The organism is uncultured Aquimarina sp. (assembly GCF_947495315.1).
In the GTDB taxonomy this organism is placed as follows: domain Bacteria; phylum Bacteroidota; class Bacteroidia; order Flavobacteriales; family Flavobacteriaceae; genus Aquimarina.
In genome coordinates this window covers 1-25,979 of the sequence record NZ_CANLYD010000007.1, presented here as the reverse complement: position 1 = coordinate 25,979, position 25,979 = coordinate 1, and the positions used below count along the sequence as shown (strand labels likewise).

Sequence of the window (25,979 nt, the reverse complement as noted above, 5' to 3'; positions counted from 1 at the left end):
AAATGAGAATAAGAAGCATAATCACATTATTACTATTTACCTCATTCACTTTTGCCCAAGTAGGCACAAATGGAGCGGATAGAAAGGAAGAAGGGCGACCTATTAAGGAGTATAACCTTACCATTGAAGAAAATAAAATGACGCTTGGTGGTGTCTCTGCCAATGCAATGACTATCAACGGTAGTATTCCTGGACCTGTTTTGGAATTTGAGGAAGGAGACCTTGCTATAATCAACGTAACCAATAAAATGGATGAAGAAACCTCGGTACATTGGCACGGTTTAATACTTCCCAATTTTTACGATGGTGTACCCTATTTGACCACGCCACCCATTGAGCCAGGAGAGACTTTTCAATACAGAATCCCAATCAACCAATCGGGTACGTATTGGTATCATTCCCATACAATGCTACAAGAACAGAAAGGTGTTTATGGCTCTATTATCATTCATCCAAAAGAAAAAACCTTGGAATATGATAAAGATTTGGTCGTGGTGTTATCCGATTGGACGAATGAAAAACCAATGAATGTATTGAGAAATCTTAAAAGAGGTAACGAGTGGTATCAAGTTAAAAAAGGTACAGCAGTTCCACTTAGTAGGGTCATTACAGAAGGTGCTTTTGGGGCTCAACTTAAATTTTGGAGAGACCGTATGGAAGGCGCTGATATTGCCGACATTTATTATCCCGCATTTTTGTCCAACGGTAAAAAATTGGCGGAGTATCCAGAATTCAGGGCAGGCGAAAAAATACGTCTTCGCTTCATCAACGCGTCCGCCTCTACTTATTATTGGCTGGATTTTGGCGGAGGAAACCCAATGGTGGTATCTAGTGATGGTATTGACGTACAGCCCGTATCTAAAAGCAGATTTCTATTTGGCATAGCCGAAACGTATGATGTTATTGTCACTATTCCCGAAGGCACCTTAGAAGTTACCGCAACAGCTCAAGATGGTTCAGGTCATACCTCTATACAATTAGGTAATGGCACCCTTTATCCAGCCAAAAGAATAGACAGACCTGATAAAGTAGAGATGATGAAACAAATGGGTAAAATGGATATGAAAATGGGAGCACCTGCAATGGTTGGAAATAAAAAAAAGAAGACACCTGAAGTTTTAATGCAGAAGTATGGGATGAAGATGGATATGAAAGACGGCCAAATGAAAATGCACGATAAAATGTCAATGAAAGATGGTAAGATGAATGACCAAATGGATATGAAAATGAAGATGGACGATACGATGGGAATGAAAAAGGACGGCCATATGCACGATATGCAAATGATTCAGAAAGATACTGCCTCTTTTGATTATAACACGCGGAAAACCTACTTCAACTACGACTTTTTAAAGGCAAAGGAAAATACCACCTACAAAGCCAATTTACCAATAAACGACATTCTGTTGAACCTGACCGGAAATATGCAACGCTATGTATGGAGTATGAACGGTGTTCCACTTTCGGAAACCGATAAAATAAAAATTAAAAACGGGGAAGTAACCCGAATAACACTCAACAACCTAACAATGATGCATCACCCAATGCACCTGCACGGGCATTATTTTAGGGTCATTAATGAAAACGGAGAACGTTCGCCCTTAAAACATACCGTCAATGTACCGCCAATGCAAAAAGTAGTCATAGAATTCTATAACGAAGAGTATGGCGATTGGTTCTTTCACTGCCACGTATTGTATCATATGATGGGTGGTATGGCAAGGGTTTTTAGTTACGACACCCCTCGAGATAAGCGTATGGCTGAATTTCCGGCAAAAAAAATAATTGATGAAACAGACCATTTTTATTCGTGGGGATTGGCTCGTTTAGGCTCAAACTTTAATGAACTCTTTTTAACGTCGAGCAATATCCGTAATGAATTTGGATTGAGAGCAGAGTTTGATTACGACCAAAACCTTGAAGCCGAAATAAATTATAATAGGTATCTCAATGATTGGGTGCGTCTTTACGTAGGTGTTAATACCGAAACTGAAATACCAAACTCTTTCGACGAGTTTAATACAGTTGGACTTGTTGGGGTAAAATACTTTACACCTTACAGGTTTAACGTAGATGTGAGTATGGATAATCAACTGCGCCCAAGAATACGTTTGGATAGGGAGCTATTGATTTTTCCTAGAATTTTTCTGGAGGGCGAATACGAATATAGAGCAGACTTTGGATGGGTCAATGATTTAGGAGATAGCTCTTATGAAAGTGAAACACAATGGTTGGTAGGTCTTTCGTACATCCTCTCTAGAAATTTTTCAATACAGGGTAACTATAACAACCGATATGGTTGGGGTGGTGGTCTCTTAGCACGATTTTAAATAAATATTAAAAAACAAAACATAACAATTAAATCAAGAACAAAATGAGCAAATTAAAATTAGTATTAGGAATAGTTGCAATAGCGTTTGTAACCTTAACAGTAGTGTCTTGTAAAGACGCAAAAAATGACAAGAACAATTCAACAGACCATCATTCAGAGATGAATGCGGATGAAGACCATTCAAAAATGAATCACGATAATAGCGATGGTCATCACGATGGTGATAAAAAGGAAATGACAATGGGTGGAAATGGCAATTCACAAGCTGTATTAAATGATTACTTCAATCTTAAAGATGCTTTAGTATCAGATGATAACGCAAAGGCTAAAGCACTTGGGGCAACTCTGGCAAAAACTTTACGTAGCCTAGATATCTCATCAAATTATTCAGAAAGTCAAAAGGACGATTTAAAAGATATTATTGAAGATGCAGTTGAGCACGCAGAACATATTTCTGAAAGTGATATAGCGCACCAACGTGAGCATTTCAAAATATTGAGCAAGGATATGACAGATATGGTTGCGATTACAGGAACAGATAAAAAGCTCTATGAGCAATTTTGTCCAATGTACGATGGTGGTACCGCTTGGTTAAGTATGAGTGAGGATATTAAAAATCCATACTACGGAAGTAAAATGTTAACCTGCGGAAAAGTCCAAAAAGAAATCAATTAAATGAAGGCTGTAAAAATCATAGCAATAGTATTGTTGGTTGCTTTTGTAGGCATACAGTTTATGCCTGTAGAACGTAATCAAAGCGATGGTGTTCCAAAAACCGACTTTATGTTGGTAAATGATGTCCCAAGCGATATCAAGAACAAATTGCAAGTCTCTTGTTATGATTGCCACAGTAACAACACACAGTATCCTTGGTACAACAAGGTGCAACCTGTAGCTTGGTTTCTAGAAGGCCATATCAAAGAAGGAAAAGCAGAGTTAAACTTCAATGAGTGGGATTCCTTATCTAGTCGAAGAAAGGCAAGCAAGTTAAGATCCATTATAAAACAAATTGAAAGTGGTGAAATGCCTATGGATTCTTATACTTTGATTCACAAAGAGGCAGCTTTTTCAGAAGAAGAAATTCAACAGGTTATTAAGTATATGGAAAATTTAAAAGACAGTTTATAATTAAAAAAAGATAAGATGAAAAATTTAAAAAAGAATATAGCATTGATGCTATTGTTAGCAGTTTCTTTTAGCAATGCACAGGAAAAAGAGAAAATGAATCATAATCACGATAAAATGATGACTATGAAAGGTGACACAAAATCCGAGGCGATTTTAAGCGATTATTTCAATTTAAAAAACGCCTTGGTGACAGATGATTCCAAAAAAGCAGCTGAATTAGGTGCGAAATTGGCAACTTCATTAAAAGCTTTTGACAAGTCAAAGTATAAGGTAGAAGAGCAAAAAGAATTGACGGACATTATTGAAGATGCTACAGAGCACGCAGAACATATTGCAAAAAGTGATATAGGTCACCAAAGAGAACATTTTAAGACATTGAGCAAGGATATTTCAGATTTGATAGTAATTACAGGTACGAAAAGTACACTGTACAAACAATTTTGTCCTATGTATGATGGTGGTAGCTCTTGGTTGAGTACCAGCAATCAAGTGAGAAACCCATATTATGGCAGTAAAATGCTCAAATGTGGAAAAGTAAAAGAGACTATTAATTAGATAATCCCTTCCTTATGTTTTGGAGTCTTTTAGTTTTATTAGTTAACAGAATGGTTTCGATTTTAAGGATATATTAATAGTCATTAAGTCCTGTCGTGGGAAGGAAAACAATGTTGATGGTTAGTGTTAGTTCCTTCCCGTGTCAGGCACAAGATAATTGAAAAAGAGAAGTTGATTTGGTTAATAGCAGCCTGCATAAGGGAGAGAGGTTAAATCCCCCTAGAATAATAGTATCTCTCTTCCTTTGACAGGCAAACAAAAAGTTTAAAAAGAGAAGTTTAGTGTAAGATACTTGAATTTGAGAGAAGGACTTATTTTTTTGATTGATGGAATACTGTCTAACTCTCATTTTCAGGTATTATTTAAAAATGTAACGATAACAAAATAAAATAATGAAAGATTGTTGCAAAGACGGATGCCATCGCAAAGAAGAGAAATCTGTAGTTAAAAAATGGTTCAATTATATAATATATGCAATACTGATTATAATAACTGTTGGTGCGTTGGCACTTCAATTATTTGATTAGAGGATTAATAAAGTGAATATGGAAGACATAACAAACACATCAAAAAATACAGGCTTTTATGAACAGCTTTTTAAAAAAGTATTACTCACTGCTAGTGTTGTTACTGCTTTGTCGTTAAGTTATGCATTATGGGCTAATGAAAATCCTGATAGCTTATTTCTACCTCTTTTAATTGTTGTGTTGGCTTTAGTCAAAACGGTCTTTATTGTGAGGCTCACTTTTATACAGTTAAGCAAAATAATAGGCGAAAGTCATCAACTTACACATGTTCTTACATTATTTGCTGTATTAATTGTTTTGATTATCCTGTCGTTTTCAGCAGATTATCAAGCGCTGTACGTGCTAAATTCTGAAAACTTTAAATCTGCCATATCACTTAATGGCTCATTTTTTATGCAATTCTTTGAGTTTATGTATTTCAGCTTAATCACATTTTCATCAGTTGGCTTTGGTGATATAGTACCATTAACAATTTCTGGTAAACTCTTGGTAATGATGGAAGTATTCTTGAGCTTTTTTGTTTTGGTTTTTGGTATTGCCAATATTAATAGAATACACGTTAACAAATAACCCTTTTAAAAACTATAATTATGAAAGTACTTAAATTAATTACACTAATAACTATTCTCATTACAACAGTCAATTTTACCAATGCACAAAACAGTAAGGATACGACAGATAAGCAAGACGTTATCGAAGTAATGAAATCATACAAGGACGCTTTACAAAACTTAACGACCGAAGGAACATTTGAGTTGTTTACCGAAGATTCTAAAGTGTTTGAATCCGGAGGTGCAGAAGGTTCTTATGCGCATTACATAGAACATCATTTGGGGCCAGAATTGGGACACTTTAAAAGCTTTACTTTTTCAGATTATGAAATCGATGTTCAGGTTGATGGCAATTATGCATTTACAACAGAAACGTATGTTTATACCATTGTATTGAAGCCCAATGATAAAGGTGAAAGTAGAACTATAGCTAAAAAAGGCGTAGCAACTTCCATTCTAAAGAAAATAGGTGAAAAATGGAAAATCATCAAAACACATTCTTCTTCAAGAAATAAAAAATAAAATCATATGAGACTACGTATTCTTTTTACCCTATTGTTGTGCACGCTTCTTTTTGTGTCTTGTAAGCAAAAAACAAAAGAAACCGAAACAATTCTAGAGCAATCAAAAACTGAAACTTCATCTAAGCCACCAAAAAAAGTATTAAGTCCACATACTTCAACTATGGGAATGGTCGGTGATGCGCATATTCATATTGATTATTCATCGCCTGGGGTTAGGGGGCGAATTATTTTTGGTGGATTAGTTGGTTACAATAATGTTTGGCAAGCAGGTGCACATATGGCCACTTGGTTAGAAACTAATAAAGATTTGACCATTGATGGAAAAGTACTACCTGCAGGTAAATATGGATTTTTTACAATACCATCAAAAGAGGATTGGACTATAATGATTAATAAAAATTGGAATCAGCACGGAAAAGATGATTACGATGAAAAAGATGATGTAATACGATTTAAAGTGACACCAATTATTACAGATGAAATTACGGAGCATTTAGAATATAAAGTAAATAAGTTAAGTGAAACAGAAGGTACTATTTCTCTTGCTTGGGAAAAGGTAACGATTAGCTTTCCTTTCAAATTAAACCAATAAGATGGTCAATAGACATACAGCATTAAAAATAAGAAAAGCGCATCGTTATTTGGGCCTCTTTTTAGGTATTCAATTCCTAATGTGGACGATTAGCGGTCTATATTTTAGTTGGACAGATATTGATGACATCCACGGTGACCAATTTAAAAAGGAGAAACCAAAACAAACGTCCTTTAATAATTTGTTAGGTACTGCTCAACTAAATTTAAAAGAACCAATTCAAAACTTGGAACTGTTGGAAATAGCCGGCGAACCCTATTATTGGATAAATGAGAACAATCTGTACAATGCGGTTTCAGGCAATAAAAAGAATGGAATTACAGAACAAGAAGCAATCAAAGTAGCTGAACGCTATATGTTACCGGATTTAAAATTAGACAAAATACGGAGGATTGAAACTGTAAGCGACCACCATGAATACAGAGGAAGACCTCTACCAGCTTATGAGATTTCATATAAAACTGATGAAAATCTTAAAGCTTACGTGGCCATTGACAATGGAGCTTTTCAAACAGTACGCCATCGAGATTGGCGCTGGTTTGACTTTCTCTGGATGACGCACACTATGGATTATCAAGGGCGAGATAATTTTAATACAATAGTTCTAAGAGCTTTTTCACTTTTAGGATTAATAACAGTACTCAGTGGTTTTTTACTGTGGTATACATCCTCACCTACAATTAGAAAAATATATAAGAGAACAAAAAAGTAATATTATGAATAAAAACATTATTTACATAGGTGTTGCGTTGATTGTTGGCCTTTTAGGCGGCTTTCTAATATTCGGTGGAGGTTCTGCTGATACGGCAACAAATAAGGTTACAGACGACCACAATCATTCGGAAGAAATTGCTTCTAATCAAATGTGGACCTGTTCAATGCATCCGCAAATTATGAAAGATGAACCTGGCGATTGTCCCATTTGTGGAATGGACTTAATCCCTGCCGATGCTGGTGCAGACGGCCTTAATGCTAACGAAATTAAAATGACCGAAAATGCAATGGCTTTGGCTAATATCCAAACATCCGTTGTGGGACAAGGACAAATGGGAGATAATTCTTTAAAGTTATCTGGTAAGATTATGACTAATGAAGAATCCAATGCCGTTCAAGTAACCTATTTTGGTGGAAGAATTGAAAAACTATACGTTAATTCTACGGGAGAACGTGTTGGAGCTGGTCAACGATTGGCAACCATTTATTCGCCAGAATTAGTTGCTGCACAGCAAGAACTACTAACCGCTTCATCACTAAAAGAATCACAACCCGAACTTTACAAGGCAGTACGCAATAAATTGAAACTTTGGAAGCTTTCAGAAAAGCAAATTAACACCATTGAAAATGCGGGTAAGGTACAAGAATACTTTCCTGTATTTGCCACGGTTTCTGGAACAGTAACTCATAAGATGGTAGAAGAAGGCGACTATGTAAAGCAAGGGCAGCCGTTATATAAGATTGCAAATTTTAATACCGTTTGGGCAGAATTTGATGCTTATGAAAATCAAATTGCGCTATTAAAAAAAGGACAGACTATTAAGATTACCACAAACGCCTATCGTAATGAAGTCTTTGATGCAAAAATTTCATTCATTGACCCATTATTAAATTCTGCAACCAGAACCATAGTTGTAAGAGCTGTATTAAATAATAAAAAAGACAAGTTTAAGCCAGGAATGTTTGTTGAAGGCAAGATTGAAGGGATTCAACCTGGTTCTAAAAGTACAGTGACTGTTCCGGCCACTGCTGTGATGTGGACTGGGGAACGCTCTGTGGTTTATCTTAAAACAAAACCAAATGAACCTGTTTTTGAAATGAAAGAAGTTCTATTAGGTAATGCCAATGGGGATACTTACACCATTTTAGAAGGATTAGAAAATGGAGATGAAGTAGTCACTAATGGTACATTTACCGTGGATGCAGCAGCCCAATTACAGGGTAAAAAATCTATGATGAATGCAGAAGGAGGTAAGACTATGACCGGTCATGAAGGGCATTTGGGAATGCAAGGTGATAATGCTGGAGATAAAATGGATAAAACCAATCACTCGCAAATGAACGAAAGGATTGATGTATCTAACAAATTTCAAAAACAGTTAAAAGAGGTTTTTGATGGCTATATTCTATTGAAAGATGCTCTTGTTAACGACGACTCTGAAGAAGCACAAACTGCTGCAAAAAGAGTAAGTCAGAATTTATCAAAAGTAGATATGAAATTATTATCTAATGAGGAAGCGCATAACCATTGGATGACGATTCAGAAAGAATTGAAAAATTCTACAAATGGAATTGAAAACAGTTCGGATATAGCGGTACAAAGAGGACATTTTAAACATCTTTCTGCTCATATGACAAGTGGTATAAAACTCTTTGGGATTGACCAAAAAGTGTATAAAGAGTTTTGTCCTATGGCAGATAACAATAAAGGTGCCTACTGGTTAAGTCTAGAAGAAGAAATTCGTAATCCGTATTACGGACAAGCGATGTTAAAATGTGGTGAAGTAAAGGAGACCATAGAATAATTAATCTTACAGGTTAAACGTATATAATTATATAGTCCCATAAATAAAATTATACAATGGCAAGAATAACGATGATGAGTGAGAGTAGAAGAAATAGGAGAAAAGCTGCAAGGAACAAGCACCAATACAAAAACAATATTTCTAGAAAAGATAAAATTATTGGTGTACTTGCTATCATTGTGATATTTATTATCGCTGTTATTGCAGCATATTACTATTCCCTTTCAAAAGCTGGGTTAAAGTTGTTTTAAAAAAAATGAGTTCTATAATACACATAAAAAATATGGTATGTCCACGATGTATCTCAGCAGTATCTAAGATTTTACAAGAACTAGAGATACCATATAGCTCAATAAAATTGGGAGAAGTTGAATTAATAAAATCTTTAAGCGTGGAAAATAAAAACAAGTTTTCCAAAGCGCTTCAAGAAGTTGGATTCAGTTTAATCAACGACCGTAGAAGTCAGCTTATAGAACAGATGAAAGCCTTGGTGGTAGACAAAATTTATCACTCATCAGAAGATTTGAACATTAAATGGGCAGACTTTATTAGTGAAAAATTGCACTTAGACTATAAATATTTAAGTTCTCTATACTCATCAGTGGAGAGTATCACATTTGAACAATACATTATTAACCAAAAGATTGAGCGCGTAAAAGAACTCATAGTTTATGATGAATTAACCTTAAGTGAGATAGCTTTTAAGCTAAACTATAGCAGTGTTGCTTATTTGAGTAATCAGTTTAAAAAAGTTACTGGGATGACGCCCACACAGTTTAAAAATAGTATAAATAAAAACAGAAAATCACTTGATGACTTTTAGGGTATTGAGAATTTAATGCTACTGTTATGTTGAACAATCGACTAGTATTTTAAATGAGGTAAAGTATTATCTATTGTAGCAAATACTTGTTTTGTGTAAATCTTAATTTTAATAACTTAAATTAATTAAAATAACCAAAAATATAAATTATGGAAAACAACGAAAAAAAGCCAAATAATTATTTAAAATTTTTCGCAATGATTGGAACATCAATGGTTGCAATGTTCTTTTTAATGTATACACACTCATATCAGATTATTGACCATTTCTGGTACAGTGAGACCAGATTTTTTATGACTTTGATTATGGGTGGGTCGATGGTCATTATTATGCTTCTGTATATGTTAAATATGTACAAAGACAAAAACAAGAATATTATGATTTTGAGTCTAGGGGTTTTGTTGATTGCAGGTGGAATTTGGCTAGTCCGAAGTCAAGTAACAGTTACTGGTGTCGACTATATGGAGGGTATGATTCCCCATCACTCTATAGCTATTTTAACTAGCGAACGATCTAAAATAAAAGATATTAGAGTAAGGAAAATTGCCGATGAAATCATTAAAGCACAACGTCGGGAAATAATGGAAATGCAGTGGTTAATCAATGATATCAAAGAAAATGGGATAGTGGAAACAGAAGAAGAAAAAGAAAAACGTCCTCTTCCCAAATTTGAAGGATCACTTATAGAAGAAACAAAGAATCTAAACGATTAAAAATATAGGCACACATCATCGATTAAAAGAAAAAGGATTTACGTCAAATAATCTTTCCAATTAGGGAAAGGCTTTAGAGGTTGAAAATCTTTTTTCTTTTAGAGGTTGATGAATTAAAAAAATGACTACCAGCCTGCAAAAGATTCTTAACGAGGATAGTAGATTGATTTTTCTCGAAACACTACATTTGCTTTTAGAATATTATATTAGAGATTTTAAATTATAGTTAATTTGAATGATATGTTAATCTTTTTTGTTTATTTAAGTATTTGCTTAAATAATTATATAATTGTAAATTTGCTAAATTTTTAATTATGGCTCTTGAATTAAGTTGCACCCGTGCAGAGGCAGACCAGAAGCAGTTGATGCGCTGTCGTAACACTTTGAATACAAGCTCAGAATTAATCAATAGTATTGGTAAGATACTGGCCCTGGCAGGTAATGAAACCAGACTGAAGATTCTATTCCTGTTGAACGAGGAAGGTGAGCTTTGTCCTTGTGATTTTTCAGATATACTGCAAATGAGTGTCCCGGCAATTTCACAACACATTCGAAAGATGAAGGATGCCGGATTGATTTCTTCGAGACGAGATGGTCAAACGTTGTATTACTCTTTGGTGAAAGATTCAAGCGAAGTATTGGAAGGAATTTTCGGCAGGCTTAAAGAAAACAAAAAAGTAGCATAGAATGAATATGGAAAAATCATCAAATACAGCAGCTTACACTGGAATAATTTCAGCAATAGCGGCATCAATATGCTGTATGACACCAGTTTTGGCTTTAATCGCAGGAACAAGCGGAATTGCTTCAACATTTTCTTGGATTGAGCCTTTTAGACCTTATTTAATCGGACTAACAATTTTAGTTCTTGGTTTTGCTTGGTATCAAAAACTAAAATCGCAAAAAGAAATTGACTGCGAATGTGAGACGGACGACCTGCCTGCCGGCAAGGCAGGAAAAACAAAACTTATTCAATCAAAAACCTTTTTAGGAATTGTAACCGCATTTGCAATTGTGATGTTGGCTTTTCCATACTATTCAGGAATTTTTTACCCAAACACAGAAAAGCAAATAATCTTAGTTGACAAATCGGACATAAAAACAACTGAATTCAAAATCAGCGGAATGACTTGTGCAAGCTGTGAAGAACACGTCAACCACGAAGTAAATAAACTTAATGGAATTGTAAATTCAAAGACGTCCTACGAAAAAGGAAATGCAATTATTGAATTTGACAAAACCAAGACGAATGAAATGGAAATTGAGAAAGCAATTAACTCAACAGGTTATAAAGTAACCGACAAGGAAGAAAACTAATGGAAATCCAATTAAAATCAGAAATTACATGCCCCAACTGCGGACATAAAAAAGCAGAAGACATGCCAACAAATGCGTGTCAGTTTTTTTATGAGTGTGAAAATTGTAAAAAGGTTCTGAAACCAAAAGAAGGAGATTGTTGTGTTTACTGCTCTTATGGAACTGTACCTTGTCCGCCAATTCAAGAGAATAAAAACTGTTGCTAATTCAGAATAGATTTTTGCACAACCATTGCATTAAATTTATCATATCTTTGTTACGATGAAATTTTTAGCATTCATATTATCAATTTATATTTTCGCGCTTAACTTGGCACCTTGTGAAGATAATGTTGCGCTTGATAATGAAGTTAAAATAGAAATTTCACAGGCTGTCGGTGACGATCATCAAAATTCAGATTTGTGTTCGCCATTCTGCAATTGTCATTGTTGCCATATCCACGCAACATATTTTAAAATTGTAGACTTTACAATAGATACAAACGATATTTCTACAGAAGTGTTTTATCACTTCAACGGTCTGGAAAAAGACTTCAATTCCACCATCTTACAACCACCCCAGGTATAATTCAGTTTTTATAGGATAACTATATCCTTTTTTGACCGTATTGGTCATTTTTATTCGATGGGTTTATCCAAACTTTCATCAAATTTTCAACTGAATTAATACATTTTCTATGATTAATAAAATCATTGATTTTTCAATCAATAACAAATTCATAATTGGTTTGCTAACGCTCACCATTATTGGAGCAGGTATTTGGAGTATGACCCAAGTACCAATTGATGCTGTTCCAGATATTACCAACAACCAAGTGCAGGTTATTACACAAGCACCAAATTTGGGAACGGAAGATATTGAGCAAATTGTAACCTATCCTGTTGAAGTCGCAATGAGCAACCTTCCCAATGTACAGGAAATTAGGTCAATTTCTCGTTTTGGCTTATCGGTGGTTACCATTGTGTTCGATGATGATATGGGAACATATTTGCCGCGACAATTAGTAGCAGAAAAACTAAACGAAGTCAAAGAGCAAATTCCAGCGGGTTTTGGCGAACCCACTATGGGTCCCATTTCAACAGGTTTAGGAGAAATTTACCAATACACACTAAAAGTAGCACCAGAGTTTAAAGACAAATATACCATTGCAGACTTGCGTTCTATGCAAGATTGGATTGTACAGCGTCAAATGGCTATGGTTGAAGGTGTGGTTGAAGTCAATGCTATAGGCGGCAAAATTAAGCAGTACGAAGTCGCTGTTGACCCAAACGATTTAAACGCTATTGGTTTGACTATTACAGATGTATTTAATGCACTTGAAGCTAATAACCAAAATACAGGTGGCGCATACATCGAAAAAAACCATCAAGCTAATTTTATTCGTGGGGAAGGGTTGGTGCGCAGTTTAGAGGATATTAAAAAAATAACGGTCAAGAACGTTAATAATATTCCTGTAACTATTGGTGATATTGCTACAGTTCAATTTGGTTCTGCAATTCGCTATGGTGCATTAACACAAGATGGTGAGGGTGAAGTTGTAGGTGGATTGGTGATGATGCTTAAAGGTGCTAATTCCAATGATGTTATCGCTAATGTAAAGGAGCGAATGGCACAAATAGAAAAGTCATTACCTGAAGGAATCATTATTGAATCATTGTTAGACCGAAGTAAATTAATTGGCGAAACAACCTCTACAGTTGCAACCAATCTAATTGAAGGCGCACTAATAGTCATTTTCGTTCTTATTTTCTTATTAGGAAACTGGCGAGGTGGTTTAATAGTAGCTTCGACCATTCCGTTGTCTCTGTTGTTTGCCTTTATATTGATGAATGTATTCGACGTGTGGGCAAATCTAATGAGTTTGGGGGCAATAGATTTTGGAATTATTGTCGATGGTGCAGTAATTATTGTTGAAAGTACTGTTTTTCTCATTACATCTCAAGTCCTAAAAAAGAAAAGCCTTACAGCTAAAGAGCGCGATAAAGTAGCTTCTAATGCTTCAAAAAAAATGATGAATGCTGCCTTTTTCGGTCAGCTTATTATTCTTATTGTGTTTCTTCCAATTCTTGCTTTACAAGGTATAGAAGGGAAAATGTTTAAACCAATGGCATTAACTTTCATTTTTGCTATGATAGGTGCAATGGTGCTTTGTTTGACGTATGTACCAATGATGTCTGCATTGGTATTAAGAGCACCAAAAAACGACAAAAAATCTTATGGAGATAGATTTGTGCATTGGGTTGAGGATAAATATCAACCATTATTGGTAAAGGCATTGCAAAAAGGAAAATGGATTATAGGTATTGCAGTCGTGCTATTCGGAATTGCAGTTTTTATGTTTAGCCAAATGGGCGGCGAGTTCATCCCGCAACTGGATGAAGGTGACATTGCATTTCACGCCATATTAAAACCAGGTAGTTCTCTAACAGAAACCATTGAAACAACGACAAAAATAGAGCAAATTGTAAAAGCTAAATTTCCAGAAGTCGAAAAAATAGTTAGTCGTATTGGTGTTGCAGAAATACCAACAGACCCAATGCCAATGGATTTAGCGGATGTTTTCGTAATTCTAAAACCAAAAAGCGAATGGACGACAGCTACTACTAAAGATGAGCTGATTGAGAAAATGAAAGAAGCGGTTGAAATCGTTCCGGGCGTTAATTATGAGTTTACCCAACCTATTGAAATGCGCTTTAATGAATTGCTTGAAGGTGTTCGAGAAGATATTGCCATAAAACTATATGGTGAAGATATTGATGTGTTGTCTCAAAAAGCTGAAGAAATATCTAAAATTATTGCAGGTACAGAAGGTATTGGTGATATGAAAGCGGAGGCAACAACCGGACTACCACAGATGACTATTAATTACGATAGGGATAAATTAGCGCAATACGGACTTCAAATAAATGCGCTAAATCAAACTGTACAATCTGCATTTGCTGGTGGTACGGCAGGCGTGATTTTTGAAGGTGAAAAACGCTTCGATTTAGTGGTGCGTTTAAGTTCTCAAAACCGAAAGGATATTTCAGATGTTCAAAACCTCTACATCAATCTACCTTCTCGCACTCAAATTCCATTACGTGAAATTGCAGATGTTAGCTACAAAGCAGGACCAATGCAAATAAGCAGAGATAACACCAATAGAAGAACCTATGTAGGTATCAATGTGAGAGGTCGTGATGTAAAATCATTGGTAACTGAAATAAAGAAAAAACTAGATTCACAATTAGAATTGCCTTCAGGTTATTTTATTCGCTATGGTGGCGCTTTTGAGAATTTGGAACGTGCAAGTAACAGATTGCAAACTGTAGTGCCAATAGCATTATTACTCATTTTTGTACTCATATATTTTGCTTTAAAATCATTACCACAAACCTTAATGATTTATATAGCCATTCCTATGGCAACCATTGGTGGTGTTGTCGCGTTATGGTTGAGAGATATGCCATTTAGTATTTCGGCAGGCGTTGGTTTTATTGTGCTATTTGGCGTTGCGGTTTTAAATGGATTGGTAATGATTAGCGGACTCAACGAATTGAAAGAGGAAGGCGTAGCTAATCTAAAAGATAGGATTGTAGAGGGTACTAAACGAAGAATTAGACCTATAATGCTAACAGCATTTACAGATGTATTGGGCTTTTTACCTATGGCAATTTCCGCATCAGCTGGTGCAGAAGTACAACGTCCATTGGCAACTGTGGTTATAGGTGGCTTACTAACTTCTACTTTGCTTACTTTATTCGTGTTACCAATTTTGTACCATTGGGTAGAAAACAAATCGTTTAAGTTCAAAATGAATAAAAAGATAGTTACAGCAACTGCGGTTTTACTTATAATGTTTGGTTTTTCGACACAAAGTAACGCTCAACAGATAAGCGATACACTTCCTGAAATAACAATACAGGAGGCTGTAAAACTCTCAAAAAACAATTATCCGTTGTTGAAGCAAAAGCAGTTGGAAATCACAAAACAGGAACAACTAAAAGCTACTGCCTATGATTTTGGTACAACTCAAATATTTACAGGAGGCGAGGAAATTAATAGCGGAAATGGTGTTTATACTACTATAGGAATTAGTCAAAGCAACATTGATGTGTTTGGTATTTCTGCAAAAAAGCGATTGCAAGAACGACGCATTCAATTAGCTCAAAAAGCGTTTCAACTTTCAGAATTGGAATTAGAACTGGAAGTGAAAAAAGCTTGGGCAAATGCCTTGCAGAGTAAAAGGAATTATAATTTGTACAAAGAGTTAGATTCTATTTATATCAACTTCGAAAAAGCTGTTGCCTTAAATTATGAAGTAGAAGCCATTTCAAGATTGGAATATTCAGCAGCTAAAAATCAAGCCTTACAGATTCAGAATAAATTTATGCAATCAAAAAGCGAATATGATATTGCATTACAACAGTTAAATTTATGGTTGGTTTCTGATACATTCTATTCGGTTTCTAATGATTTTGAAATTACTAGTGAAATCGATGTTGATGCTTTTAATCTGGAGGAACATCCTTTATATGGTATTGCACAATTACAGGTAACAGAAGCAGAAGCAACATATAAAGCTGCCAAAGCTGATAATTTACCCAAGTTAAATCTTCAAGGTGGCTTACAAAACGTAAATGGTAATTCAGGGTTTTATACCTATCAAGCAGGTGTTTCCATTCCTTTTTTGTCTGGCACAAATAAAGCAAAGGTTAAAACTTCAAAAATCGATAAGGAAATAGCCGACTCGAACATTCAGTTCAAAAAACAAGAAGTACAATCTAAGTTTATACAATCAAAAGAGAATTACCAAAAATGGAAAACGTCTTGGGTTTTTTATAAAAATAAGGTGTTACCACTTGTAAAAGAGCAAAAAGCAGGTGCCTTATTTGCCTATAAAGAAGGAGAGATAGATTATACAGGGTTTACACAACTCATAAAAGAAGCTATTCAATCTGAATTAGAAGCTCAAGAAGCATTAATAAATTATTTAGAAAGTACATTTCAACTACAATATTTTAATCAATAAGAAAATGAAAAACATACAATATATAATCTTAGCATTGCTAACAGTTTCCCTTTTAATTGTTGCTTGTGGAGATAAGGATAATCACAATAGTGAAGATGGCCATTCACAAAATGATGATGCAAAATCAGAAACTAAAGAAGACCATAGTGAAGAAGAAGTTATGCTTTCACAGCAACAGTTTGACGCTTTAAAAATGAAAACAGACACCTTAGTATTACGCAATATGAGCGGTTATGTAGAAGCTAATGGCGCATTGGAAGTACCACCACAAAACGAAGCGGCAATAACTTCTGTAGTTGGTGCAAATGTGGTATCTATAAAAGTTATTGAAGGCGATAAAGTTAATAAAGGTCAAGTCGTTGCGTATCTATCACATCCTAATATTATAAAAATGCAGACCGATTATTTGAATGCTTTTAGCAACAGTAATTTTTTAAAGAAGAACTATGAACGTCAGCAAAAATTATATGATTCAGGAGTAGGTTCTGGTGCCAATTTTCAAAAAGCCGAAGCAGAATATGATGCCTCTAAAGCTATGGTAAATGGATTGGAAGCTCAATTGAGACTATTAAACATAAATACGTCATCGGTACGAAATGGAACAATTGCTCAAAGTATATCATTACGAAGTCCAATAGATGGTTTCGTGCAAAAAGTTGAAGTTAAAACAGGGCAATATGTAGAACCACAAACCGAACTTTTCGAAATCGTAAACACGCATCACGTTCACGCAGATTTAATGGTTTTTGAAAAAGATGTATATAAAGTAAAGAAAGGGCAGAAAGTAACATTTACCATACAGTCCATACCTGACACAGAACTTATAGCAGAAATATATTCTGTAAGTAAAACATTTGAAGATAACCCAAAAGCGGTACACGTTCATGCTGAAATTGAGAACAAAAAAGGCAACCTAATCCCTGGGATGTATATTCAAGGTAAAATTCAAGTAGAGAACACCAAAACAAAAGCACTTCCTGAAAGTGCCATTATTAAAGACGGTGATAGGTATTATGTTTTTTCAGTAGAAAAAGAAAATGACGATTGGAGTTTTAAACCAGTAGAAGTTATTTTGGGTGCAAAAGACGACAATTGGATAGCGGTTCAATTTTCTGAAGACATAGAGTCAAATGCAAAATTTGCCTACAATAATGCCTACTATCTTATTGCAGAAATGAAAAAAGGCGAAGCAGAACACGAAGATTAGATTATGAAAACAATTGAACAATTATTGGAGTCAAAAGATATTCGCATAACAGCAATGCGTTTGCTGATATATAAGTTTCTTGCTGAGAAACAAGTAGCAGTAACTTTGAGTGATATCGAAAATGCTTTTGAAAAAGCAGATAGAACTACATTATATAGAACAGTAAAAACCTTTGAAGAAAAAGCGATTGTACATCAAATAGACGATGGTACAGGAATTACAAAATATGCGTTGTGTGAAAAGGGATGCAATTGTGAGATTGAAACAGATTTGCATTTACACTTTCATTGCAATAACTGTAATGAAACCATTTGCTTAACAGAACATAAAATACCTCAAATTAAAGTGCCAGAAGGTTTTATTTCAGAAAATGTAAACTTGGTAGTAAAAGGTATTTGTGATAAATGTAGTGGTTAATAATGCACTTCCATTGCAGGCAATTTTACAATAGCTTTGAATTATTAATAATTTAATAATGAAGAAAAAGAAACTCAATTTACGAGATATAAAGCCAAATCCTAAAAAAGAGCATAGTCAAAATGATGGTCACAATCACAGTGGTTCAGAAAGCGTAGGAAAGTTTAATACCTATTTGCCAGCAATTTTCAGTTTTGTAATGTTAATGATAGGTGTTGCTATCGATTATTTCGATATGTTCCCATATTTTAAAGGATGGATTCGTTTACTATGGTATGTGGTAGCCTATATTCCCGTAGGTTTTCCTGTGATAAAGGAAGGGTGGAACAGTATTATAAGTGGCGATTTTTTTACCGAATTTTTCTTAATGTCTATTGCAACCATAGGCGCATTCGTAATTGGAGAATATCCTGAAGGAGTAGCGGTAATGTTATTCTATGCTGTTGGTGAGTTATTTCAAAGTGCAGCAGTAAATAAAGCAAAGGGCAATATTAAAGCTTTGCTCGATGTACGTCCTAATGAGGCTTTGGTATATCGCAATAATGATTACATTTCTGTAAGTCCAGAAACGGTTGAAATTGGAGAAAAAGTGCAAGTCCGTGTTGGCGAAAAAGTGCCTTTAGACGGTATTCTACTTTCCGAAAAAGGCTCATTTAATACAGCAGCATTGACAGGCGAAAGCAAACCTGATACAATTGCAAAAGGCGAGAAAGTATTTGCAGGCAGTATTAATATGGATGGTGTTATTGAAATTGAAACTACCAAAGAGTTTAAGGATAGTTCCATTGCGAGAATTTTAGATATGGTGCAGAATGCAACAGCAAGAAAATCAAAAACAGAATTATTCATCAGGCAATTTGCACGCATTTATACACCAATTGTTGTGTTTTTGGCTATTGGTGTTACTTTCATTCCTTACTTTTTCGTAGATGATTATGTCTTTAGAGACTGGTTATATCGTGCCTTAATATTTTTGGTTATATCCTGTCCTTGTGCTTTAGTCATATCCATTCCGTTGGGTTATTTCGGAGGATTGGGTGCAGCTTCAAAAAATGGAATTTTGTTCAAAGGAGCTTCCTTTTTAGATGCTATGACCAAAATAAATGCATTGGTGATGGACAAAACAGGAACGGTTACCAAAGGTGTTTTCAAAATCAAGGAAATCAAGTCTATAGGTTGGGAAGAATCTGAATTTATGAAATACCTAATGGCTATGGAAGAACAATCCACACATCCAATCGCAAAAGCCATTTTGGAATATAAAGATGAGGGTGCAGATTACAAGGCTTCCGAAGTATCTGAAATAGCAGGAAAAGGTTTAAAAGGTATTGTAAATGGTAAGACTGTTTTAGTTGGTAACAAAGCTCTAATGACAGCCAATAAAATCAATGCTTTAGAGGAAACAGAAACTATTGTAGAATCTATAGTGTTAGTATCAATAGACAATACATTTGCAGGCTATGTTGTTATTGCAGATGAATTAAAAGATGATGCCAAAGAAACAATTACCAATTTGCACAAAGTAGGTGTCAAAAATATAATAATGCTCTCTGGTGACAAACATTCCATTACCCAACAAGTCGCAAGAGAATTAGGAATTGAAAAAGCTAAAGGAGGATTATTACCAGAGGATAAGCTAAATGAAGTTGAAGCTTTAAAGAAGAATCCAGAAAACAAAGTAGCATTTATAGGTGATGGCATCAATGATGCACCTGTTTTAGCAGCAAGTAACGTGGGTATAGCTATGGGTGGCTTAGGAAGTGATGTGGCTATTGAAACCGCAGATGTCATTATTCAAACCGACCAACCTTCAAAAGTAGTTAGAGCTATTAAAATTAGTCGTTCCACTCGAAAAATTGTATGGCAGAATATCATATTGGCTTTTGGCGTAAAAGTTATAGTATTAATTTTAGGAGCAGGTGGTTTAGCAACAATGTGGGAAGCAGTTTTTGCAGATGTTGGTGTTGCATTGTTAGCAATATTGAATGCTGTTAGATTGCAAAGAATGACTTGGAGTTAAAGCATAATACTATGAAGAGAAAAGAACATTGGGAAAACGTTTTTAAAACAAAACCCTTAAACGAAGTGAGTTGGTATGAAGTTGTGCCAGAAACATCTTTATCTTTTTTTAAAGAATCTAATATTTCTAAATCTGCAAAAATCATCGATATTGGTGGTGGAGATAGTTTTTTGGTAGATAATTTATTAAAGCTAGGTTATAAAGATATCACGGTGTTAGACATTTCTGAAGCTGCATTAGATAGAGCTAAACAACGTTTAAAAGGCCAATCAAAGAAAGTAAAATGGATTGTAGCCGATGTTGCTGATTTTTCACCACCAGAACACTATGACTTTTGGCACGATAGAGCAGCATTTCATTTCTTAACAGAATTACAAGATATAAATGGTTATATCGAAACTGTTCAAGAGTATCTAAATAAGAACGGTAATTTAGTTGTTGCCACTTTTTCTGAAAATGGTCCCAAAAAGTGTAGTGGTTTAGAGATAAAACAATATTCGGAAAGCACCATGACCAATCAATTTAAAATGTACTTTGATAAAATTAGGTGCATTAAAATTGACCATAAAACGCCCTTTGATACCAATCAAAATTTCGTGTTTTGCTGGTTTAGAAAAATAACGTAATCATTCATAATCATTGCCGTTGAATTTTTCTGAATAAAAGAAGGTGAATGAGTAAATTCTACAAATCCTTCAGCAAATAACGTAACATATTAAAGACTTTAAATCCTGAAATTTGTAGGCTACAAATGAACATAGGATTATGGAGACCATAAACATATTTAAAACCAAAGAAAAGAACCATAAATTAGGAATAAAAGAATCATTCCCGGTTACAGGTATGACCTGTGCGTCTTGTGCAGCGAGTGTTGAATCTGTATTAAAACATACGGAAGGCGTTTTTGATGCAAGCGTAAATTTTGCCAATAGCTCTGTTCTTGTAGAGTACGACAAAGAGTTGAGTCCTAATCAACTTCAAAATGCACTTCGCGAAGTGGGCTATGATATTATCATTGATGCGGAGAATCCTTCGGAAGTACAACAAGAACTACAGCAAAAGCACTATCAAGACATAAAAAATCGCACTATTTGGTCAGCCATTCTTACGCTTCCAATTTTTGTATTAGGAATGTTTTTTATGAAATGGGAACCAGGTAAGTGGATTTCTTTACTATTGGCTTTCCCTATTCTGTTTTGGTTTGGGCGTAGCTTTTTTGTCAATGCTTTCAAGCAAGCGAAAAACGGTAAGGCGAATATGGATACCTTGGTGGCCTTGAGTACCGGAATTGCATTTTTGTTTAGTATTTTCAACACCTTTTTTCCTGAATTTTGGTTGAGCCGTGGTATCGAGCCTCACGTCTATTATGAGGCGGCTACTGTCATTATAACTTTTATTTCCTTGGGGAAACTTTTGGAAGAAAAGGCAAAATCCAATACCTCTTCAGCCATTAAAAAGCTGATGGGTTTACAACCCAAAACGCTAAAGATTATTGAGAATGGGGAAGAAAAGGAGATTTCTATTTCGACTGTGCAAGTAGGTCAAACTATTTTGGTAAAACCTGGAGATAAAATTCCTGTAGATGGGTTGGTGTCTAAAGGAAGCTCTTATGTAGATGAAAGTATGATTACGGGAGAACCTGTTCCAGTAGAAAAATCAGATGGTGGAAAAGTATTTGCGGGTACGGTAAACCAAAAAGGTAGTTTTCAATTTACCGCTGAAAAAGTAGGTGGAGAAACCTTGCTTTCCCAAATCATTAAAATGGTTCAGGAAGCCCAAGGAAGTAAAGCACCTGTACAGAAACTGGTTGATAAAATCGCAGGAATATTTGTTCCGATTGTATTAGGGATTTCTGTTATTACCTTTATTGTTTGGATGTCGGCTGGAGGCGATAATGCATTTTCACAAGCCTTGTTGACATCTGTAGCAGTATTGGTTATAGCCTGTCCTTGTGCGTTAGGTTTGGCAACACCTACTGCCATTATGGTGGGTATTGGTAAAGGTGCAGAAAACAATATTCTTATAAAAGATGCCGAGAGTTTAGAACTCGGTCATAAAGTGAATGCGGTCATTCTTGATAAAACGGGTACCATTACAGAAGGGAAACCGTTAGTAACTGATATACTTTGGAAGGATAAACTTGAAAATCAAAATCAATACAAACAAATTCTTTTGGCAATAGAAGCACAATCAGAACATCCTTTGGCAGAAGCGGTAGTCAACCATTTTAAGGAACAAGATGTTCAACCCGCCGAAATCACTTCTTTTGAAAGTATCACGGGAATGGGTGTTAAAGCAGAATCGGAAAATGGGACAAAATACTTTGTAGGCAACCATAAATTAATGGTCAAGAATGATATTCAAATCGATGCTGCCTTAATGCAAACAGCAGAAAGCCTCGAAGAACAAGCAAAAACAGTCATTTTCTTCGGTAATGAAAAACAAGTGCTGGCGATACTCGCTATTGCAGACAAGATTAAGCAAACTTCAAAAAAGGCCATTGCAACGCTTCAGGAACGAGGTATCGAGGTTTATATGCTTACAGGAGATAATAATAAAACTGCATCTGCTGTCGCAAAACAAGTAGGAATAACAAATTACCAAGGGGAAGTAATGCCTTCAGAGAAAGCAGCTTTTGTGGAAAAACTGCAAGCTGATGGTAAGATAGTAGCTATGGTTGGTGATGGTATCAATGATTCCCACGCTTTGGCACAAGCCAATGTAAGTATCGCAATGGGTAAAGGTTCGGACATAGCAATGGACGTTGCGAAAATGACCTTGATAACGTCTGATTTGCAATCTATTCCAAAAGCGTTGGAACTATCAAAAAGAACCGTATTGGGCATACGCCAGAATCTGTTTTGGGCATTCATATATAATCTCATTGGGATTCCAATTGCAGCAGGCGTTTTGTATCCCGTAAATGGATTTTTATTGGACCCAATGATAGCAGGAATGGCAATGGCATTCAGTAGCGTTTCTGTCGTTCTAAATAGCTTAAGGCTTAAACGAGTAAAACTTTAAGATTAATTATAAATTCAAATACTATGAAAACTTTAAAATTTAAAACAAATATCAATTGTGGTGGTTGTGTATCAAAAGTAACCCCTTTTTTAAACAAACAAGATGGTGTTGAAAGCTGGGAAGTTGATACTGCGAATCCAGATAAAATTCTAACAGTAGAAAGTGATGGTGCCTCAGAAGAAGATGTAAAAGCTACTTTGCAAAAAGTAGGATTTAAGGCAGAGTCCTTAGAGTAATACCTTTAAATAAATTAATATGAGTTACGTTATTCTCTTAAGTGTCATTCTTCTTTTGGTTGTTCACTTTTATAGAAAAGCACAGCGACAAAAGGTGCAGCCTTTCCCAAAGCATTGGCACAGTCTGTTGTTAGATAATGTGCTCTACTATCGTAATCTTTCAAAGGAAAGACAAGTAGCTTTTCAGCAGCGAATGATGCAATTTTTAAGTGAAGTCTATATTGATGGCGTACAATTGGAATTGCAAGAGCTCGACAAGATTTTAATTGCTGCGAGTGCAGTAATACCTGTTTTTGGCTTTAAAGAATGGCATTACACCAATTTAAGTGGAATTCTACTGTATCCGGATAACTTCAACGAGGATATGCAATTTGGTAGCAAAGGTAATTCGCGTAATATTGGAGGAATTGTTGGGAATGGACGTTTCCAGAAGCAAATGATTTTATCTAAAAAAGCATTATATCACGGTTTTAAAAATACAACCGATAAAAGCAATACCGGCATACACGAATTTGTTCATCTTATTGATAAATTAGACGAGAGAACAGATGGTGTGCCAGAGCGATTATTAGAACATCAATATGCCATACCTTGGTTGAACTTAATCCATAAGGAAATAGAAGCGATAAATGATAATCATTCTGATATCCGAAAATATGGAGGTACAAATCAGGCTGAATTTTTTGCAGTAGCTTCAGAATATTTTTTTGAACGTCCAGACTTACTAAAAAAGAAACATCCAGAATTGTATAAAATGTTGGTAAAGTGTTTTAATCAAAGACTAACAAATACAAATCCAATCAAAAATTAACTACGCTATCCAATGCATCATCAGCATCTTTATGGATAAAATTGGCTTGATAATTTAAAGTTGTCTTTAAATCGCTATGACGGTATAGTTTTTGGAGCATCAACGGATGTATTTTGTCGCCAGCGATATTTCCGAAGGTGTGCCGCGCAATATGATTTGAAAGATTTTTATTAAGATTGCATCTTTTCGCAATGCGTTTTAAGTATTTATTGAATAGTTTCGTTGCATTTCTCGTCTTTTTAAAAACTTCTTCATCATTCGCGATATTTGTGTCTTTTAAAAAAGGAAAAACATAACCACCATTTTCTTCTTTTGATTTCTTATATATACTTAAAATCTTTGCAGCCTTGCTTGGAATTTTTAAGCTCACAGGTTTTTCGTTTTTATCCATTGTATATAACAATCTGTTATCTACAAAATCTGCCCATCTCAGTTGTACGCTATCAGAAATTCTTATGCCTGCAAAATAAAATGCGATAAGCCATACGTTACGTGTGTGCCATATTGATGTTCGAATTTCTAAATCTAAATTTTCAATTTTTTCAACTTCATTAATGGTTAAACCAATTTTATGACCAGAGCTAATTCGAATTTTCTGTTTATCACTACCAAACGGGTAGTATTTAACATCAACGATACCATCTTTAATCGCTTTATTAAAGAGAGTGCGTATAAAGATAAGTTGGTTAACGACGGTACGTGATTGTTGACCAAGATAGACAGTACAAAAATCCTTGTAGTTATCTAAGAACGATTCTGTAATATCTTGAAATTTTAGTGACTTGTTTTTCTTGAAGTGATTTACTGAATCTAAAAAGGAGTGTTCCCCTTTTCTACCTTTACTTACTCGTTCTTTTCTGCGATTTTTTATGTCTTGAATTATTGTTGCTTTGTCTTTCGATGTATTAAGATTTAAAAATTCTTCAAGATTATATAAAATTGATAATTCAGATTTTGCTACTGAGAATATACCTTTCTCATATTTATTCATAACTCTATTTGAGGCTATTGCGAAAAATGACTTAGTACCACCGGCGCCTTTTAATTTTTGTTTTACCTCTCTTGGTGTGAGATTTTTTTTTGACTCAAAATAGATGTCGTTTGCTTCAGTTAATTTTTTTAACAAGAAGTTGTTTAGTTTTTTGGAGTTTGGATGTGTACGCTTTACTTTTCCATTATTAGTATCCCAGTCTTTTTCAAGGACATATTGTCCTATAAATCTATAGTTTGTTTTGTAATTTTCGCTAATTCTCAATGCAAGTGGAGCGGTACCATCTTTACGCTCTTTATTTTTCCTCCTAACTATTTTTATACTTGCCATATCTGATTTATATATTTACAAAGTTAAGAAAATAAAGCAAATTGGGTACAGAATAGGTACAGAATATTTTGAATTTAGATGATATTAAATGAATCTATAATTTATGTATATAACTATAAATCATATATTTAATGATATTATGATTGATATATAAGGGTGTTACCTTTAAGCTCATAACCCGAAGGTCACTGGTTCGAGTCCAGTTCCCGCTACTAAATAAAGCTTCACAGAAATGTGAGGCTTTTTTGTTTTATTGATCTAGACGCGAGCAAATATCGGATCAAGACCAATTGTTGTGTTTATGCAAATATTTGTGTTAATCTAAAAAGGAAGAATTCTACATTTTTGACA

The 25,979-nt window shown here is 34.9% G+C and carries 25 protein-coding genes; 24 read left to right on the top strand and 1 reads right to left on the bottom strand.

Features of this window, described 5'->3' with window-relative positions:
* The first annotated feature begins 2 nt into the window (after window positions 1–2).
* The 24 genes from Q0910_RS13775 (at window position 3) to Q0910_RS13660 (ending at window position 24,307) form a co-directional block, all read left to right on the top strand.
* Window positions 3–2,330: a multicopper oxidase domain-containing protein gene (locus Q0910_RS13775; RefSeq protein WP_299217627.1), complete on the top strand. Its 2,328-nt coding sequence runs from the start codon at window positions 3–5 to the stop codon at window positions 2,328–2,330.
* A 44-nt stretch (window positions 2,331–2,374) separates the two neighbouring features.
* A complete protein-coding gene (locus Q0910_RS13770; RefSeq protein WP_299217624.1) occupies window positions 2,375–3,007 on the top strand; it encodes a DUF3347 domain-containing protein in 633 nt (210 codons plus the stop codon).
* Entirely contained in the window at window positions 3,008–3,460 is a 453-nt protein-coding gene (locus Q0910_RS13765) for a heme-binding domain-containing protein (RefSeq protein WP_299217621.1), read from the top strand.
* Between the two features lie 15 nt (window positions 3,461–3,475).
* Window positions 3,476–4,015 (top strand): DUF3347 domain-containing protein, encoded by a 540-nt coding sequence (locus tag Q0910_RS13760; protein WP_299217618.1) that lies wholly within the window; start codon window positions 3,476–3,478, stop codon window positions 4,013–4,015.
* A gap of 545 nt (window positions 4,016–4,560) precedes the next feature.
* Complete coding sequence (locus tag Q0910_RS13755; RefSeq protein WP_299217614.1) at window positions 4,561–5,112, top strand: potassium channel family protein; 552 nt, start codon at window positions 4,561–4,563, stop codon at window positions 5,110–5,112.
* Window positions 5,113–5,132: 20 nt separating this feature from the next.
* Window positions 5,133–5,615: a nuclear transport factor 2 family protein gene (locus Q0910_RS13750; RefSeq protein WP_299217611.1), complete on the top strand. Its 483-nt coding sequence runs from the start codon at window positions 5,133–5,135 to the stop codon at window positions 5,613–5,615.
* A 6-nt stretch (window positions 5,616–5,621) separates the two neighbouring features.
* A complete protein-coding gene (locus Q0910_RS13745; RefSeq protein WP_299217609.1) occupies window positions 5,622–6,209 on the top strand; it encodes a DUF2911 domain-containing protein in 588 nt (195 codons plus the stop codon).
* 1 nt (window position 6,210) lies between these two features.
* Entirely contained in the window at window positions 6,211–6,921 is a 711-nt protein-coding gene (locus Q0910_RS13740; RefSeq protein WP_299217605.1) for a PepSY domain-containing protein, read from the top strand.
* A 4-nt stretch (window positions 6,922–6,925) separates the two neighbouring features.
* Window positions 6,926–8,728, top strand: coding sequence for an efflux RND transporter periplasmic adaptor subunit (locus tag Q0910_RS13735; protein WP_299217602.1), 1,803 nt, complete (start codon window positions 6,926–6,928; stop codon window positions 8,726–8,728).
* Between the two features lie 56 nt (window positions 8,729–8,784).
* Window positions 8,785–8,979 carry a hypothetical protein gene (locus Q0910_RS13730; RefSeq protein ID WP_299217599.1) on the top strand — a complete coding sequence of 65 codons (195 nt, stop codon included), beginning with the start codon at window positions 8,785–8,787 and terminating at the stop codon, window positions 8,977–8,979.
* A 5-nt stretch (window positions 8,980–8,984) separates the two neighbouring features.
* Complete coding sequence (locus Q0910_RS13725) at window positions 8,985–9,551, top strand: AraC family transcriptional regulator (protein ID WP_299217595.1); 567 nt, start codon at window positions 8,985–8,987, stop codon at window positions 9,549–9,551.
* Between the two features lie 149 nt (window positions 9,552–9,700).
* Entirely contained in the window at window positions 9,701–10,264 is a 564-nt protein-coding gene (locus tag Q0910_RS13720) for a DUF305 domain-containing protein (protein WP_299217592.1), read from the top strand.
* Window positions 10,265–10,578: 314 nt separating this feature from the next.
* Window positions 10,579–10,950, top strand: a complete 372-nt coding sequence (locus Q0910_RS13715) for a metalloregulator ArsR/SmtB family transcription factor (RefSeq protein ID WP_289194932.1) — start codon at window positions 10,579–10,581, stop codon at window positions 10,948–10,950.
* Between the two features lies 1 nt (window position 10,951).
* Window positions 10,952–11,581, top strand: a complete 630-nt coding sequence (gene merTP, locus Q0910_RS13710; protein ID WP_299217586.1) for a mercuric transport protein MerTP — start codon at window positions 10,952–10,954, stop codon at window positions 11,579–11,581.
* Window positions 11,581–11,787: a GDCCVxC domain-containing (seleno)protein gene (locus tag Q0910_RS13705; protein WP_289194930.1), complete on the top strand. Its 207-nt coding sequence runs from the start codon at window positions 11,581–11,583 to the stop codon at window positions 11,785–11,787. Before merTP ends, Q0910_RS13705 begins: the two co-directional genes overlap by 1 nt.
* Before the next feature lie 55 nt (window positions 11,788–11,842).
* Window positions 11,843–12,148, top strand: a complete 306-nt coding sequence (locus Q0910_RS13700; RefSeq protein WP_062054126.1) for a DUF6660 family protein — start codon at window positions 11,843–11,845, stop codon at window positions 12,146–12,148.
* A 109-nt stretch (window positions 12,149–12,257) separates the two neighbouring features.
* Window positions 12,258–16,592, top strand: coding sequence for a CusA/CzcA family heavy metal efflux RND transporter (locus Q0910_RS13695; protein WP_299217578.1), 4,335 nt, complete (start codon window positions 12,258–12,260; stop codon window positions 16,590–16,592).
* A gap of 4 nt (window positions 16,593–16,596) precedes the next feature.
* Window positions 16,597–17,799 carry an efflux RND transporter periplasmic adaptor subunit gene (locus Q0910_RS13690; RefSeq protein WP_289194928.1) on the top strand — a complete coding sequence of 401 codons (1,203 nt, stop codon included), beginning with the start codon at window positions 16,597–16,599 and terminating at the stop codon, window positions 17,797–17,799.
* A 3-nt stretch (window positions 17,800–17,802) separates the two neighbouring features.
* Window positions 17,803–18,216, top strand: a complete 414-nt coding sequence (locus Q0910_RS13685; RefSeq protein ID WP_289194927.1) for a transcriptional repressor — start codon at window positions 17,803–17,805, stop codon at window positions 18,214–18,216.
* Between the two features lie 58 nt (window positions 18,217–18,274).
* Window positions 18,275–20,236, top strand: a complete 1,962-nt coding sequence (locus Q0910_RS13680; protein ID WP_299217570.1) for a heavy metal translocating P-type ATPase — start codon at window positions 18,275–18,277, stop codon at window positions 20,234–20,236.
* A gap of 11 nt (window positions 20,237–20,247) precedes the next feature.
* Window positions 20,248–20,862: a class I SAM-dependent methyltransferase gene (locus Q0910_RS13675; RefSeq protein ID WP_062054428.1), complete on the top strand. Its 615-nt coding sequence runs from the start codon at window positions 20,248–20,250 to the stop codon at window positions 20,860–20,862.
* Window positions 20,863–21,001: 139 nt separating this feature from the next.
* A complete protein-coding gene (locus Q0910_RS13670; RefSeq protein WP_299217565.1) occupies window positions 21,002–23,260 on the top strand; it encodes a heavy metal translocating P-type ATPase in 2,259 nt (752 codons plus the stop codon).
* A 23-nt stretch (window positions 23,261–23,283) separates the two neighbouring features.
* Entirely contained in the window at window positions 23,284–23,496 is a 213-nt protein-coding gene (locus Q0910_RS13665; protein ID WP_062054114.1) for a heavy-metal-associated domain-containing protein, read from the top strand.
* A 19-nt stretch (window positions 23,497–23,515) separates the two neighbouring features.
* Window positions 23,516–24,307 (top strand): M90 family metallopeptidase, encoded by a 792-nt coding sequence (locus Q0910_RS13660; RefSeq protein WP_299217560.1) that lies wholly within the window; start codon window positions 23,516–23,518, stop codon window positions 24,305–24,307.
* On the opposite strand, the gene Q0910_RS13655 is transcribed toward Q0910_RS13660, so the two are convergent.
* Window positions 24,297–25,628, bottom strand: coding sequence for a tyrosine-type recombinase/integrase (locus Q0910_RS13655; protein ID WP_299217557.1), 1,332 nt, complete (start codon window positions 25,626–25,628; stop codon window positions 24,297–24,299). The two genes, Q0910_RS13660 and Q0910_RS13655, sit on opposite strands and share 11 nt — an antisense overlap.
* Between the last annotated feature and the right edge of the window lie 351 nt (window positions 25,629–25,979).

Bases quoted from the DNA above. Each gene is read 5' to 3' on its own strand.
- Q0910_RS13775 (WP_299217627.1), top strand. From the start codon at position 3: ATGAGAATAAGAAGCATAATCACATTATTACTATTTACCTCATTCACT.
- Q0910_RS13770 (WP_299217624.1), top strand. From the start codon at position 2,375: ATGAGCAAATTAAAATTAGTATTAGGAATAGTTGCAATAGCGTTTGTA.
- Q0910_RS13765 (WP_299217621.1), top strand. From the start codon at position 3,008: ATGAAGGCTGTAAAAATCATAGCAATAGTATTGTTGGTTGCTTTTGTA.
- Q0910_RS13760 (WP_299217618.1), top strand. From the start codon at position 3,476: ATGAAAAATTTAAAAAAGAATATAGCATTGATGCTATTGTTAGCAGTT.
- Q0910_RS13755 (WP_299217614.1), top strand. From the start codon at position 4,561: ATGGAAGACATAACAAACACATCAAAAAATACAGGCTTTTATGAACAG.
- Q0910_RS13750 (WP_299217611.1), top strand. From the start codon at position 5,133: ATGAAAGTACTTAAATTAATTACACTAATAACTATTCTCATTACAACA.
- Q0910_RS13745 (WP_299217609.1), top strand. From the start codon at position 5,622: ATGAGACTACGTATTCTTTTTACCCTATTGTTGTGCACGCTTCTTTTT.
- Q0910_RS13740 (WP_299217605.1), top strand. From the start codon at position 6,211: ATGGTCAATAGACATACAGCATTAAAAATAAGAAAAGCGCATCGTTAT.
- Q0910_RS13735 (WP_299217602.1), top strand. From the start codon at position 6,926: ATGAATAAAAACATTATTTACATAGGTGTTGCGTTGATTGTTGGCCTT.
- Q0910_RS13730 (WP_299217599.1), top strand. From the start codon at position 8,785: ATGGCAAGAATAACGATGATGAGTGAGAGTAGAAGAAATAGGAGAAAA.
- Q0910_RS13725 (WP_299217595.1), top strand. From the start codon at position 8,985: ATGAGTTCTATAATACACATAAAAAATATGGTATGTCCACGATGTATC.
- Q0910_RS13720 (WP_299217592.1), top strand. From the start codon at position 9,701: ATGGAAAACAACGAAAAAAAGCCAAATAATTATTTAAAATTTTTCGCA.
- Q0910_RS13715 (WP_289194932.1), top strand. From the start codon at position 10,579: ATGGCTCTTGAATTAAGTTGCACCCGTGCAGAGGCAGACCAGAAGCAG.
- merTP (WP_299217586.1), top strand. From the start codon at position 10,952: ATGAATATGGAAAAATCATCAAATACAGCAGCTTACACTGGAATAATT.
- Q0910_RS13705 (WP_289194930.1), top strand. From the start codon at position 11,581: ATGGAAATCCAATTAAAATCAGAAATTACATGCCCCAACTGCGGACAT.
- Q0910_RS13700 (WP_062054126.1), top strand. From the start codon at position 11,843: ATGAAATTTTTAGCATTCATATTATCAATTTATATTTTCGCGCTTAAC.
- Q0910_RS13695 (WP_299217578.1), top strand. From the start codon at position 12,258: ATGATTAATAAAATCATTGATTTTTCAATCAATAACAAATTCATAATT.
- Q0910_RS13690 (WP_289194928.1), top strand. From the start codon at position 16,597: ATGAAAAACATACAATATATAATCTTAGCATTGCTAACAGTTTCCCTT.
- Q0910_RS13685 (WP_289194927.1), top strand. From the start codon at position 17,803: ATGAAAACAATTGAACAATTATTGGAGTCAAAAGATATTCGCATAACA.
- Q0910_RS13680 (WP_299217570.1), top strand. From the start codon at position 18,275: ATGAAGAAAAAGAAACTCAATTTACGAGATATAAAGCCAAATCCTAAA.
- Q0910_RS13675 (WP_062054428.1), top strand. From the start codon at position 20,248: ATGAAGAGAAAAGAACATTGGGAAAACGTTTTTAAAACAAAACCCTTA.
- Q0910_RS13670 (WP_299217565.1), top strand. From the start codon at position 21,002: ATGGAGACCATAAACATATTTAAAACCAAAGAAAAGAACCATAAATTA.
- Q0910_RS13665 (WP_062054114.1), top strand. From the start codon at position 23,284: ATGAAAACTTTAAAATTTAAAACAAATATCAATTGTGGTGGTTGTGTA.
- Q0910_RS13660 (WP_299217560.1), top strand. From the start codon at position 23,516: ATGAGTTACGTTATTCTCTTAAGTGTCATTCTTCTTTTGGTTGTTCAC.
- Q0910_RS13655 (WP_299217557.1), bottom strand. From the start codon at position 25,628: ATGGCAAGTATAAAAATAGTTAGGAGGAAAAATAAAGAGCGTAAAGAT.